This window comes from Desulfosediminicola sp., from assembly GCF_048381775.1.
In the GTDB taxonomy this organism is placed as follows: Bacteria; Desulfobacterota; Desulfobulbia; order Desulfobulbales; family Desulfocapsaceae; genus Desulfopila; species Desulfopila ganghwensis.
In genome coordinates this window covers 173,803-186,647 of record NZ_JBLXGE010000004.1, presented here as the reverse complement: position 1 = coordinate 186,647, position 12,845 = coordinate 173,803, and the positions used below count along the sequence as shown (strand labels likewise).

Genomic DNA, 12,845 nt, shown 5'->3' with positions numbered 1-12,845 from the left:
TCAGAATCTCACAGATACCCAATTTCAAAGGAGTTCGTCATGAAAAGACTATTTCTTCAGTTGGCTGTCATTTCTCTCTTCCTATTCGCTACCGCTTCAACCTCTTTCTCTCACTGTGAAATACCATGCGGCATCTATGATGATGAAGTACGCATTACCCTGATAGGTGAACATATAACCACCATCGAAAAGTCTATGGCCAAAATCGAAGAAATCAAAATGGCGGAGAAACAGGATCACAACCAGCTAGTTCGCTGGGTGATGAATAAAGAAGAACACGCTAATCAGCTTCAACATATCGTAACTCAGTACTTTATGACCCAAAGGCTTAAAGTCGGCACAGAAAATTATGCCGAGCAATTAAGTATTCTTCACCAAATGCTGATTGCAGCCATGAAAAGCAAACAAACCACTGATACTAAGTACACTACTGAACTGAGAGAGCTTCTTTCACGGTTTGATACACTCTATTTCAAACCTCATTAAAACCTCATCCACAAGTGATGTGATGTTGAAGCACACCCCCCGGGACAGCGAACTGCAGCATCAACAAGTGTATTGTCTTCTGTCACGACAAGATATTGCAACCAGGGCGATGTATCTCAGATCACGATTACGTGAAATGGCAATTGCCTTTGCAGGAACCACGGCAATTATCATCATCGCGATCCTGTTTACAACACAGCCGGGTTTTGCTGAAGAAAGGTTCCGGCTCGAGCAGGTTGCTGACAGACTCGATATTATCTGGGGTATTGATTTCATTTCGGAAAATCTAATGATTTTCACAGAAAAATCAGGCTCGGTTTCACTGCTTGACTTACAGTCCCGGGAGATTACAAAAATTTCGCAAGCACCGGATGTTTTTGCATCAGGCCAGGGAGGATTGCTGGATTTAGCAGTCTCGCCTGACTTTCAGGACACAAAAGAGATTTTTTTTACGTACAGCAAGCGCGTAGAACGTAACGGGGTAACCGTCCTTGCCAAAGCCCGTTTTCAAGACAATTCTCTTATCCTGTGGCAGGACATACTCGTCACCAATTCAGGTACCAGTACCAGTCGCCACTACGGCAGCAGAATTGCTTTTGATCAGTCCGGCCATCTTTTCTTCACTGTGGGTGACCGGGGCGAAAGGCCCAATGCCCAGAATCTCTCTAATCATGCCGGCTCTGTACTTCGCCTTAAATTAGACGGCAGTATACCGGACAGTAACCCGTTTATTGATACTCCGGAGGCTCTTCCCGAAATATACAGTTATGGTCATCGGAACCCGCAGGGCATCGCTTTCGATGCTGAAACCAGTCGTCTCTGGCTCATCGAACATGGCCCCAGGGGAGGAGATGAGATCAACCTGATTGAAGCTGGAAAAAACTATGGCTGGCCCATAGTTTCTCATGGGCAGGAGTATTACGCGCCAATCCCTGTAGGTGAGGCCAGGGAAAAGCAGGGAATGGAGCCTCCTGTCAAGGTATACATCCCCTCCATTGCTCCAGGCAGTCTGATTATCTACTCCGGCAAGGCCTTCCCAAAATGGCGAGGCAATCTCTTTGCTGGTGCTTTAAAACTTCGTCACCTCAATCGGGTTACAATGAATGCGCAAGGCGAGGCAGTCTTGGAAGAGCGATTATTTGAATCACTACACGAAAGGATTCGTGACGTTGCAGAATCTCCAGCCGGACTCATCTATTTCTCAACGGATAGTGGTAAAATCTTTCGGATTAGCCCATAATTATCTCGTTACTCTTCATTTTCTTCTCTGGTTTGACATTGCCCCGCCCCGCCCTCTACAATTGGGCGTAAGATTATCGTATAATTTTACGCTAACACGCATTTATTATGAAAAAACCTGGCAAAAGCACTGTAGAGATCTCAACGCTATCCGAAGCATCTTAATCTCCAGGGAGGCGTCATGGATATTCGCAACACCAGAACCACAATACTTAATGAGGGTACAACAGAAGTCAAACGAGAGGAGATTCGTGACTACTTTCACGCGACCTACACTATCGATGAAAAGCTCTATGACAGTCTTGCCAGAGACGAAGCATTTTACCTCAGGGCGGAACCGTTACGGCACCCACTGATCTTTTACCTTGGACATACTGCCGTTTTTTACATCAATAAACTGCTTATAGCCAAACTCATAGACCATCGTATCAACCCTCGCTTTGAGTCAATGTTCGCTATCGGCGTTGATGAAATGAGTTGGGATGACCTGGACGATTCTCACTACGACTGGCCTACAGTCGATGAAGTGAAGGCGTACCGGGCAAAGGTGAGAGATGAAGTCGACCTGCTGATTCAGGAACTGCCGCTTTCCCTGCCGATCACCTGGGATACCCCATTCTGGGCTGTGATGATGGGAATTGAACATCAACGAATTCACCTCGAGACCTCATCAGTCATCATTCGCCGCATGCCGATTGAGGAGGTTCAGCAACTTCCGCTCTGGGAGATCTGTCATCAGTCTGGTCCTGCTCCGGATAATAGGTTGCTTCATGTTCCGGGAGGCAAGGTGCGCCTTGGAAAAGACAAGAATCACCCTTTGTATGGCTGGGACAACGAGTTTGGCCGCCACGAGGCAGAAGTTCGTGATTTTATGGCATCGCGTTTTCTCGTCTCAAACCTTGAATACAAGGATTTTGTCGATCAGGAAGGCTACACCAAAGATGAATACTGGACCGAGGAAGGCAGACGCTGGTTGCATTTTTCCCAGGCCAGCCATCCGCTGTTCTGGGTTCCGCGGGGTGAAGAGTTTCTTTTTCGTACCATGACTCAGATCATAGAAATGCCATGGAGCTGGCCGGTTGAGGTAAATTACCTGGAGGCCAAAGCCTTCTGTAACTGGAAGAGCAGGCAGACCGGCACTACCATCAGGCTGCCATCAGAGGATGAATGGTATCGCCTGCGCGATATTCATGCAATTGCAGATCAACCTTACTGGAAAGAGGCCCCCGGCAACATCAATCTGGAACACTTCGCCTCGTCTTGCCCGGTCGACCATTTCAGATTTGGTGACTTTTATGACATTATTGGCAACGTCTGGCAGTGGACTGAAACACCGATATCCGGCTTCGAAGGTTTCGAAGTTCACCCATATTACGATGATTTTTCAACCCCGACCTTCGATACCCAGCATAACCTGATCAAGGGCGGTTCCTGGATCTCCACCGGTAATTCAGCCACCCGCGACAGCCGATATGCCTTTCGACGTCATTTCTTCCAGCATGCAGGCCTCCGTTATGTGGAAACCGATCAGCCCCTGCCTGAACCAGAGGCAACGTATGAGAGCGACCAGGCTGTATCCCAGTACTGCGAACTTCATTTCGGTTCCTCCTACTTTGGTGTAGAACCTTTTCCGATACAGTGCGCCAGGATCTGTCTTGAATATATGCAGGGGCGCTCGATGAAAAAAGCGCTTGAACTCGGATGCTCCGTCGGCAGAGCGACCTTTGAACTTGCCAGATCATTTGATAAGGTACAGGGCCTCGACTTTTCTGCCCGCTTTATTCGTATTGCCTCTCAACTGCAGGAGAAAGGATATGCCCGATACGAACTCTGCGAAGAAGGTGAAATCGTCTCTTTTCACGAGCACCATCTCAGCGAATTCAATCTGGACGAAACACGTCATAAGGTCGAGTTTCACCAGGCAGATGCCGCCAATCTCAAGCCGGAATTTACAGGTTACAACCTTATCTTTGCCGGCAACCTCATCGACCGGATGGTAAACCCGAAACGTTTTCTCACCACCATCCATCAACGACTCGAAACAGGGGGACTGCTTATTATTACCTCGCCATACACCTGGCTTAAACAGTTCACCAAAAAGGATCAGTGGGTTGGCGGTTATCGCAAGGACGGAGAGCCATACTCAACCGTTGAGGCCCTTGGCGATATACTTGCTCCTCATTTCAAGATGATCGACTCAGCACGGGATGTGGAGATGGTGATCAGAGAAACGAGACGAAAATTCCAGCATACCATTTGTCAGCTGACTGTTTGGGAGAAAAACTGAAGGGAGCAGCTTTACAGGTAAGCAACTGCTCGATCTGTGAGTTCATATAATTTAAGCCGGAGGGGTTATTGCCTCCGGCTTTTTTCCGTCTGAAATGTATTCATATCTTCTTTACCTTGTTCAGACTTTCCGCTAACATCCTCCCAGCCGTCTCAGCGATGGAACATCCTCATTCCGTTTTTTGACTCTCCCTGATCTTCAATTTGAAAAGAAGAGAAGATAGACGCGAGGTGTGTCCGATCAGCACGTGACTTTACCCTGGAATCATTATGCATCAATTTGTAGAGAAGTTTTTTGGGGCTTTATACTGTTTACCACTATCACCCTGCTCGCAACGCCTCACTCCCTCAAGCTGAGCTTTTATGGTAATCAGATTCCGGTTCTTCATTAACATCATCCACCTTAATTTCTCAGGAGAGACCAATGTCAGAGCAGCTTGTTGAAGTACAACGCGGCGATATCGTAGAGTGTATTCATCGTGGTGATATAGCGGTTACCGATAGTTCCGGTACACTGCTGGCCTCGGTCGGTAATCCTCAGAAAAGCACCTATTTTCGTTCAGCCGCCAAACCTCTGCAGGCCATGAATGTTTTTCTCTCGGGTGCCCATGAGAAATATAAGCTCAGCCCTGCAGAAGTTGCTGTAATCTGCTCCTCACACTATGCCGAACCATTCCATCTAAAGGCTGTGACATCAATTCTTGCCAAAGCCGGTCTTACCGAACAACATGTTCTGGGCGGCGTTGTCACCTCCCTCAATCCACAATATGCGTTACAGCTTGCAAGAGAAAATGTCAGACTCACCTCGCTATTCAGTGACTGTTCAGGTAAGCATGCCGGCATGCTCGCCACCTGTGTGCTGCAGAATTATCCTCTGGAGAACTACCTTTCAGCCGATCATCCCGTCCAGAAAGAAATCCTTCAGGTCATAGCTGAGATGTGCGACACAGATCCATCTGATATAGCTATAGGTATTGATGGCTGCAGTGCTCCGGTCCACGCCCTGCCACTGAGCAATATGGCAACCGGGTTTGCCCGGCTTGCCAACAGCAGTTCGCTACCTTTGCCATACAAAAATGCGGCAGACAGCATCTTCAGCGCCATGAATGAACAACCTGAAATGGTCGCAGGAACAGGCGGTTTCTGTACCGAACTCATCCGTAAAACCAATGGCAAACTGGTCGGGAAAATCGGCGCGGAAGGAGTGTACTGTGTCGGTGTCAAAGATAAAAACCTAGGTATCGCCATAAAGGTTGAGAGCGGCAATATGGCGATGTTGCCCCCCATTGCGGTTGCCGTTCTCGAACAGCTTGATCTTCTTTCAGGTGAAGAACTGCTCCGTCTGGGATCATACCGCAGAGTAGATAACGTTAATGATATTAAAACCATTGTTGGTCACATTTCTCCGGTCTTTTCTCTCAATCTGAGTTGATTCTCTCCGAGGATATGAAACTGATGATGTATATCTGCATAAACCATCTTCCGTATTCAGGATGAGCCAATCGACGGAATGTGTTGACGTTTTCCTCCTATTATGGAATCTGAAAGGAGATACATTCTAAACCCTGCCCTGATAACGTAAGGAATAGAGTCAAAGATCCTGCCAAAGAATAATGCAATTACCCGTCAGGGTCTCAACCCGAATATCTCATGTGAAAATCGGGACACTAATCCGATCCGGAATGCCCAAAGCACTCCGGTTAAGATTCACCTTTTCCGCACCCCTTAAAATGTCTGATAAGCCCGTAGTCTCGTTATTTGTCCAATGCCTTGTGGACTCGATGTATCCCGATGTTGGAGATGCCATGGTTTCCATATTTGACACACTCAGGATTCCTGTTGATTTCCCTGAAAAGCAGACTTGCTGTGGCCAGCCAGCTTTCAACGCAGGGTATCGCAAAGAAGCGGCCGCAGCAGCAGAGCGTTTTATAGAACTATTCGAATCTGCTGAAGTTATTGTCTGCCCTTCAGGGTCTTGTGTACATATGGTCAGGCACCATTACCCCGAGTTGTTTAAAGACAATCCTGTAATGCTTGCAAAAGCAAAAGCTGTTGGTGCTAAGACATTTGAGTTCAGCCAATACCTCATCGATGAACTTGCAGTTTCCACCCTTGGTGCCTATTTCCCCCACAAAGTTACCTACCACGACTCCTGCCACCTGAGTCGCGGTCTCAAAATAAACCAGCAACCCAGAAAATTGCTCAACAGTGTCGTTGGCCTTGAGTTCGTCGAAATGAAGGACAGTGATAATTGCTGCGGATTTGGCGGCACTTTCTCCGTCAATTACCCCGAAATTTCCACGGCCATTGTAGATGAGAAAATCGATAACATCCTTGCCAGCGGTGCTGATATCGTAACAGGCTGCGATATCAGTTGCCTGATGAATATTCAAGGTAGATTGAGCAGGCGTGGAGAAGACATCAAGGTTATGCATATCGCGGAAATTTTAGCACAAGGTCAAGGCCATCACCTGGGAGAAGACAAATGAAAAAGTCTCAATCATACTCCCGCAAAGCCGAAGCTGGTATTGCCAATGAAACCCTGCAAAGCGGTCTCAAGATGATTCAGGGCAGATTCGGTAAAGGTGCTATGGAATACTGGGACAACATGGTAGATGCAGATCAGCGCAAGCGCGCCAAATCAAGACGCATGCAGACCCTGGAACACCTTGATATCGTCCTTACCGAACTCTCCGAAAATATCAGAAAACGAGGGGGCAACGTTTACTTCGCCGCCACGGCAGAAGATGCCGTTCGATACACTCTGGAAGTAGCCAGAGAAAACAAGGTGAAAAGGATCGTAAAAGGTAAATCCATGACCACTGTTGAAGTGGGCATTGATCCGGCCCTTGAAAAGGCAGGTATCGAGGTAGTCGAAACTGATCTTGGTGAATACATTGTCCAACTCGCTGAAGATACCCCTTCTCACATCATTGCGCCCTGTATTCACATGGACCGCAAACAGATAGGAGAACTGTTTACCGACAAACTCGGTATTGATTATACAGAAAATCCACCGGAGCTTACCCAGGCAGCGCGCACCGCCCTGCGGGAAAAGTTGCTCACCGCCGATATGGGCCTTACCGGCTGCAATATAGCTTGTGCTGAAACAGGCCATGTCTCTCTGGTATCAAATGAGGGCAATATTCGTATGGCCACCACCATGCCCCGGGTACATGTGGCCTTCATGGGAATGGAGAGGGTTGCTGCGAACCTTCAGGAACATCAGGATCTCCTGCAGCTTCTTACCAGAGGGGCGGCGCTTCAGAAAATTTCAACCTATGTCAGTTTCACCGGCGGTGTTTCAGATGACGATAATCCGGACGGTCCTGAACACTTTCATCTGGTAATCATTGACAATGGCCGCTCAAAGATACTTGCCGACCCTGAGTTTCGCGAAGTGCTTGCCTGTATCCGCTGTGGTGCCTGCCTGAACATTTGCCCGGTGTATGGCAAAATAGGTGGCCACGCTTACAGCTCTGCCTATTGTGGACCGATCGGTGCGGTGGTTACCCCTCTTTTGCATGGAATAAACAAGCATGCAGACCTCTGCAAAGGTGAGACCCTCTGTGGGGCCTGCAAAGACGTTTGCCCGGTGGAAAATGATCTGCCCAAAATGCTCAGCACCTTGCGATACAAACTTGCCTACGGAGATGAAAAGTGGCAGGTAACCCCGAAAAGCCGCATGGAGAGGATTGGCTTCCGGCTTTGGAAAACAACCATAAAAAACAGAACGCTTTATAATATCTCACTGAAAATTGCCAGATGGTACACCAAGCGGAAGACAGGCAGTAATGGCATGGTTTCCTCAATGCCGTTTCTTGGCGGCAAGTGGACCAGAGGCAGAGATCTGCCCCCTATTGCAGCAGAGACATTTTCAGAGCGCTGGAAAAAAACACATAAGAAATCACGAAGCGGGAGTCAGACATGAGCAATTATCACAGTCAATCGGATAACGAACTACGCTTTCTGTCAACCGTCAGACAAGCCGTGGCTCCCGACTCTGACATGCCCCGTGACAAACGGGCCTATCCCGAAATATTCGCCTACACCGATGACAGGCAGCTTGTGGACACAGTCGAGAACCGCACCGATCTCGACCAGCAGGGCCTTGCCAGTGCTTTCATGGATAACGCAGACCCTCAGAGTCTCAGCGTCTATTGCATTAAAAATCTTGATGAAGCTGCTGACATTATCGTTAATATCGCCAGAAACCGTGTGCCGGAATTCAGTAATAACCGCCATATTATTCAACATGCGCATAAGGATATCAGTGGCCTCAAGTTGTGGGAGAGGTTCTCTGAAGACCCTATCACTGTACATACCACCTACCGTGAAGATTCTGAGCTGCGAGACAAAACCATAGCCTCCTTTATCGGTATTACCGTTGCCGACTGGGGAATTGCCGACAGCGCCACCCTGGTGCAATGCACCAGACCTGGTATGCCCCAGTCTACATCTCTGGTACCATCCATCCATATCGGTTTTGTCCGAAGAAGCCGTATACTAGCAAACCTCAGCGAGGCATACGCCATGATGCGTCGCGATTCCGCGCTCAATTCATGGTGCTTTATTTCAGGGCCTTCAAAAACTGCCGATATCGAGGCACATATGGTTTATGGCGCACACGGTCCAAAAGAAATGCATATTTGTATTTTGGAAGATACCAAGAAGTGAATTCCGCCGTGCTGCAGAAAAAAGAAGTCACTCATCTGAATTTCTCATGAGCATTGGGACAAGACAGATAACGCAGGGGTTGTTGTCGGATTAGAGTACGAAAATTGATTTCCCGGTTTTCAGACAATGCTCTCCCGGGGGCCATTGAAGGAGATACGCGTAGACCTCCAATGTCCCCGGCCGCAGCCCATGTGATACTCTATTTGCAACTATTTTGACTCCCCAATAGCCCAATATTGGCTTGCAGCAAAAAGTTATAGACCTGATACCGCCCGAACAAAAGATCATCTGGGGCTTAACACCCCAGGGATTAACTTTTTATAATGAAAAACACCTCACAAAAAAAAATCTTCGCAGCAAAACTCTCGATAACCACCGCAATCAGTCTGGCACTGATGAAATTTGTCGTTGGTCTGGTTACCGGATCGATGGCGGTTCTCTCATCCGCTATCGACTCCATGCTCGACATTCTCATGTCCGGGGTGAATTTTCTGGCTATTCGCCAGGCTGAACAACCTGCCGATACATCCCACGCCTATGGACATGGTAAGTTCGAAACCATGGCTGCACTTGTCCAGTCCCTTATAATCGGCGGGTCCGGAGTGTGGATCATTATTGAATCTTTGCGCCGACTGATTGTCGGAGCAGAGCCATCCAAGGTCGGTAACGGCATGGTGGTGCTGATTATATCCGTTATTGTGTCATTTTTTATCAGCAGATACCTGGTAAAAGTCGGTGAAGAAACAGACTCAGCCGCACTTAAAGCCGACTCCCTGCATTTCTCCATGGATGTTTATACCAATCTGGCACTCACCGCAGGCCTGGTACTCATCTACTTTTTCCATATAAACTGGCTCGACTCCCTGCTCTCATTACTTGTTGGCGCCTACATTCTTTTTGAAGCAATCAAGTTGGCGCGGCGTGCTTTAGATGATGTCCTCGACGCCCAACTACCCGAAGAGACCAGGAATAAAATCTATAAAGTTATAGAGGAACATGGTGGCCACATGTACGACTGCCATAACCTGCGAACACGAAAATCCGGTTCAAAAAAAATGATCGATTTCCATCTCACGGTCTGTAGACAACTCAGCGTTGAAGAATCTCACAATATCACTGAAATTCTTGAACAGGAAATCGAGCAAGAACTGAAGAATTCTGATATCACCATACATGTTGAACCTTGCAGGAACGAAGTTTGCCCCGAAACCCCTCACATCTGCAAGGCAGGCGTCATTCACTCAGCAACCGACGTTCACCATTAATATGTGCCAACAAACGGTAGTGATTCTCTCCTTCTATAAGCAAATCTGGTGAGTGATTTCAGTTATCTGGGTTATTTCATCAAGTTCTTAATCTGAACCTGTCACCTTCCCTGACAAACCCATCCCGACAAAAGAACCAACCCATACCACAACGTAGCCATATTGCTCACTTTTATTCAACTGTTTTGTGATTTAACTAAACATTTAATTGCTTAAGCTAAGTAAGGTGTAGTATAGTCGGGAGTCATACGTTCATATGCAGAATATGACTATTTAATGCTCTTTGCTTTTGTCTAGGAATGGCTCCCGGGGTTCAAGCTTATCCCCGGAACCATTTGTATTACCTGCAGGTCTAATGGGTAGGATTGCAGGGATATATTACCAATGAGGAGGAAAAGATGGTTTACAGAGGTTTTTTTCAGGCAGCTCTAGGTTCCCTAGCGGCAACCTGCCTGCTGCTGCCTACTGCAGGTTTTGCACAGGACGCGAAACCTAAAGTTCTCAAACCGTGTATGCAATGTCACAAAGGCGACAGCGCTGATACCATTCGCGGTAAGCTCGGAAGTGTCTCCATGAAAGCTGAGACCTTGAAAGTAAGTACAGGTAAATCTACCTGGCTGGTGTCTTTTGATGAAGATACCGCACTCAAGGGCGCAGAGGCGATCAACAAGATCGGCAAAGACAAAGAGGTAAAAGTAAAATTCGAAGAAGATGCTGGTGTTCTCTACGCTACTTCCGTAAGTGTTAAGCAGCCTGCCAAGCTCGCTGAGAAAGACATTATACGGCTTGAAGCTCTGGCGCCTCTGGTTGCCAAAGGACCGGAAGCAGGTAATTTCACTATTGTAGATGCCCGCCCTGGTAAACTCTTCGTTACCGGTCATATACCAGGCGCTCTCTCCATCTACGATGCTCAGTTTGAGAAGAATATCGCCAAGCTCCCCAAGAATAAGGAAAACCTGCTTGTATTCTATTGTGGAGGGCCCACCTGACGCCTCAGTCCTTCTTCTGCCCGGCGGGCAGAAAAACTCGGTTACACTAACGTAAAAGTATTTATCGATGGTATGCCTGCATGGAAGAAAGCGAAAAATCCGCTTGTTGCTTCCACCAAATACCTCGATGTAATGGCTAAATTCAAAAACTCTGTGGTTGTCGTTGATACCCGTGAGCAGAGTGCTGTTGAAAAAGGTCATATCGAAGGTGCTGTCGCAATCGCCGCAGATAAGCTTGCTTCCATGAAAGATGCTTTCCCTGCTAAAAAGGATGCACCCATCGTTATCGTAGCGCCGGATTACCAGGCAGGGCTTGCAAGTTTCGATATCATTCGTGGCTGGGGTTACAAAAATACCTCGGTACTCAAAGGTGGCATCGCTGCAGCTGAAAAAGCGGGGCTTGCAATCGCTAAGGGCGCTACCGCCACAGAGATTGCTTATGTTCCCAAGCCAATTCCTGGTGCCATGAGTGCAGCAAAATTCAATGAACTCCTTGCTCAAAATGCTGCTGACACCATGATCATCGACGTTCGCACCGAAGATGAAGCAGAGAGCGGTATGATCACCGGCGCGATTAATATTCCGACCGATGAGATCAGTGACAATCTTGCTGATATCCCCAAAGGCAAGAAAATCGTTACGTACTGCTCTACCGGTATCCGCGCAGAGATGGCATACCTGACCTTGAAGGATAATGGCTACAAAGTCAACTTCCTGAAAGCTGACACTGCATTCAACGATGATGGCACTTTCAAGGTAACTGAGAACTAATTTCCCCCTGTTCCTTATCATAAAAGAGAAAAGGCCATGACCGTAAATCGGTCATGGCCTTTTCTTTTACTGTAAACGAAAGCTGCTCAGGTGAAGCTCAAGCAACAATCAGGCGGGCAAGTTACTTACCTGGACATCCATGCCTTTGCAGAACGTACAGTGTTCTTCATCAGCATAGCGATAGTCATCGGCCCTACTCCACCAGGTACCGGGGTGATCTTTCCGGCGATCTCACGAGCTTTATCGTAATCAACGTCACCACGCAGAATAGCTTTTCCGGTCTCTTCGTTCATACCGACACGGTTTACACCAACGTCAATGACGGTGGCGCCGGGCTTAATCCACTCCGGCTTGACCAGGTTCGGAACTCCGGCTGCAACGATCAGGATATCAGCACGCTTACAATGAGCAGCCAGATCCTGAGTGCGGGTATGAACGATGGTCACTGTGGAGTTTGCACCCACACCTTTCTGCGCCATCATCATGGCAATCGGCTTACCTACGATATTGGAACGACCCACGACAACAACCTCGGCGCCGGAAGTCTCGGTTCCTGAACGTACAATCATCTCCTGAATACCGGCCGGGGTACACGGAGGGAACAGTACCTCGTCGCCACCAATCATCAGGCGACCAACGTTTACTGGATGGAAACCATCAACGTCCTTGTCAGGATTGATGGCATTCAGCACCTTCTTGTCATCAATATGCTTTGGCAGCGGCAACTGCACCAGGATGCCGTGAATGTCGGAATCATTGTTATACTTATCGATCAGAGCTAACAGGTCTGCCTCGGAAATATCCTCGGGCTGATTATCCTGTACTTCATGAAAACCAAGGCTTTCTGCGGTTCGTACTTTCAGGGTAACGTAGCTGATAGAAGCCGGATTCTCACCAACAAGAATAGTAACCAGCCCTGGAACTTTGCCATACTTCTCTTTCAGTTCTGCAACCTCATCCTTAAGCTCTGCCAGTATTGCCTTACGTATATCGGTACCGCTGATAATTTCTGCTGTCATGGAAATATCTCCTTTTGAATGCATCTGGAAACACTCTACGGCTAGGTGCCTGCAAGTGCCTCTCTGCAAACACAAAAGCCCGTCCTGGTAAGCAGGACGGGCCATGGTCAGTA

At 47.9% G+C, this 12,845-nt stretch carries 11 protein-coding genes; 10 read left to right on the top strand and 1 reads right to left on the bottom strand.

What is annotated here, in order from left to right; translation table 11 throughout:
- Positions 1 to 39 precede the first annotated feature (39 nt).
- The 10 genes from ACN5NT_RS08460 to ACN5NT_RS08415 all read left to right on the top strand — a co-directional run bounded on the left by ACN5NT_RS08460 (position 40) and on the right by ACN5NT_RS08415 (position 11,713).
- Entirely contained in the window at positions 40 to 486 is a 447-nt protein-coding gene (locus ACN5NT_RS08460; protein WP_136795965.1) for a superoxide dismutase [Ni], read from the top strand.
- Positions 487 to 508: 22 nt separating this feature from the next.
- Positions 509 to 1,726, top strand: coding sequence for a PQQ-dependent sugar dehydrogenase (locus tag ACN5NT_RS08455; RefSeq protein ID WP_419175134.1), 1,218 nt, complete (start codon positions 509 to 511; stop codon positions 1,724 to 1,726).
- Positions 1,727 to 1,906: 180 nt separating this feature from the next.
- Positions 1,907 to 4,012, top strand: a complete 2,106-nt coding sequence (gene ovoA / locus ACN5NT_RS08450) for a 5-histidylcysteine sulfoxide synthase (RefSeq protein WP_419175133.1) — start codon at positions 1,907 to 1,909, stop codon at positions 4,010 to 4,012.
- Positions 4,013 to 4,435: 423 nt separating this feature from the next.
- Positions 4,436 to 5,443: an asparaginase gene (locus ACN5NT_RS08445; protein ID WP_419175132.1), complete on the top strand. Its 1,008-nt coding sequence runs from the start codon at positions 4,436 to 4,438 to the stop codon at positions 5,441 to 5,443.
- Between the two features lie 250 nt (positions 5,444 to 5,693).
- On the top strand, positions 5,694 to 6,500 hold the full coding sequence (locus tag ACN5NT_RS08440; RefSeq protein ID WP_419175131.1) for a (Fe-S)-binding protein: 807 nt from the start codon (positions 5,694 to 5,696) through the stop codon (positions 6,498 to 6,500).
- Positions 6,497 to 7,942: a LutB/LldF family L-lactate oxidation iron-sulfur protein gene (locus tag ACN5NT_RS08435; protein ID WP_419175130.1), complete on the top strand. Its 1,446-nt coding sequence runs from the start codon at positions 6,497 to 6,499 to the stop codon at positions 7,940 to 7,942. The genes ACN5NT_RS08440 and ACN5NT_RS08435 overlap by 4 nt, the downstream gene beginning before the upstream one ends.
- Positions 7,939 to 8,688: a LutC/YkgG family protein gene (locus tag ACN5NT_RS08430; RefSeq protein WP_419175129.1), complete on the top strand. Its 750-nt coding sequence runs from the start codon at positions 7,939 to 7,941 to the stop codon at positions 8,686 to 8,688. The genes ACN5NT_RS08435 and ACN5NT_RS08430 overlap by 4 nt, the downstream gene beginning before the upstream one ends.
- Positions 8,689 to 9,011: 323 nt before the next feature.
- A complete protein-coding gene (locus tag ACN5NT_RS08425; protein WP_419175128.1) occupies positions 9,012 to 9,953 on the top strand; it encodes a cation diffusion facilitator family transporter in 942 nt (313 codons plus the stop codon).
- A gap of 398 nt (positions 9,954 to 10,351) precedes the next feature.
- Entirely contained in the window at positions 10,352 to 10,942 is a 591-nt protein-coding gene (locus tag ACN5NT_RS08420) for a rhodanese-like domain-containing protein (protein ID WP_419175127.1), read from the top strand.
- A gap of 72 nt (positions 10,943 to 11,014) precedes the next feature.
- Positions 11,015 to 11,713 (top strand): rhodanese-like domain-containing protein, encoded by a 699-nt coding sequence (locus tag ACN5NT_RS08415; protein WP_419175126.1) that lies wholly within the window; start codon positions 11,015 to 11,017, stop codon positions 11,711 to 11,713.
- Between the two features lie 125 nt (positions 11,714 to 11,838).
- Here the strand turns inward: ACN5NT_RS08415 and folD are convergent, their stop codons facing one another.
- A complete protein-coding gene (gene folD / locus ACN5NT_RS08410) occupies positions 11,839 to 12,732 on the bottom strand; it encodes a bifunctional methylenetetrahydrofolate dehydrogenase/methenyltetrahydrofolate cyclohydrolase FolD (RefSeq protein WP_136795974.1) in 894 nt (297 codons plus the stop codon).
- Positions 12,733 to 12,845: the final 113 nt, after the last annotated feature.

What these genes read in the sequence shown, in the direction of transcription:
- ACN5NT_RS08460 (WP_136795965.1), top strand. Translation starts at nt 40, where the DNA reads ATGAAAAGACTATTTCTTCAGTTGGCTGTCATTTCTCTCTTCCTATTC.
- ACN5NT_RS08455 (WP_419175134.1), top strand. Translation starts at nt 509, where the DNA reads ATGTTGAAGCACACCCCCCGGGACAGCGAACTGCAGCATCAACAAGTG.
- ovoA (WP_419175133.1), top strand. Translation starts at nt 1,907, where the DNA reads ATGGATATTCGCAACACCAGAACCACAATACTTAATGAGGGTACAACA.
- ACN5NT_RS08445 (WP_419175132.1), top strand. Translation starts at nt 4,436, where the DNA reads ATGTCAGAGCAGCTTGTTGAAGTACAACGCGGCGATATCGTAGAGTGT.
- ACN5NT_RS08440 (WP_419175131.1), top strand. Translation starts at nt 5,694, where the DNA reads ATGCCCAAAGCACTCCGGTTAAGATTCACCTTTTCCGCACCCCTTAAA.
- ACN5NT_RS08435 (WP_419175130.1), top strand. Translation starts at nt 6,497, where the DNA reads ATGAAAAAGTCTCAATCATACTCCCGCAAAGCCGAAGCTGGTATTGCC.
- ACN5NT_RS08430 (WP_419175129.1), top strand. Translation starts at nt 7,939, where the DNA reads ATGAGCAATTATCACAGTCAATCGGATAACGAACTACGCTTTCTGTCA.
- ACN5NT_RS08425 (WP_419175128.1), top strand. Translation starts at nt 9,012, where the DNA reads ATGAAAAACACCTCACAAAAAAAAATCTTCGCAGCAAAACTCTCGATA.
- ACN5NT_RS08420 (WP_419175127.1), top strand. Translation starts at nt 10,352, where the DNA reads ATGGTTTACAGAGGTTTTTTTCAGGCAGCTCTAGGTTCCCTAGCGGCA.
- ACN5NT_RS08415 (WP_419175126.1), top strand. Translation starts at nt 11,015, where the DNA reads ATGCCTGCATGGAAGAAAGCGAAAAATCCGCTTGTTGCTTCCACCAAA.
- folD (WP_136795974.1), bottom strand. Translation starts at nt 12,732, where the DNA reads ATGACAGCAGAAATTATCAGCGGTACCGATATACGTAAGGCAATACTG.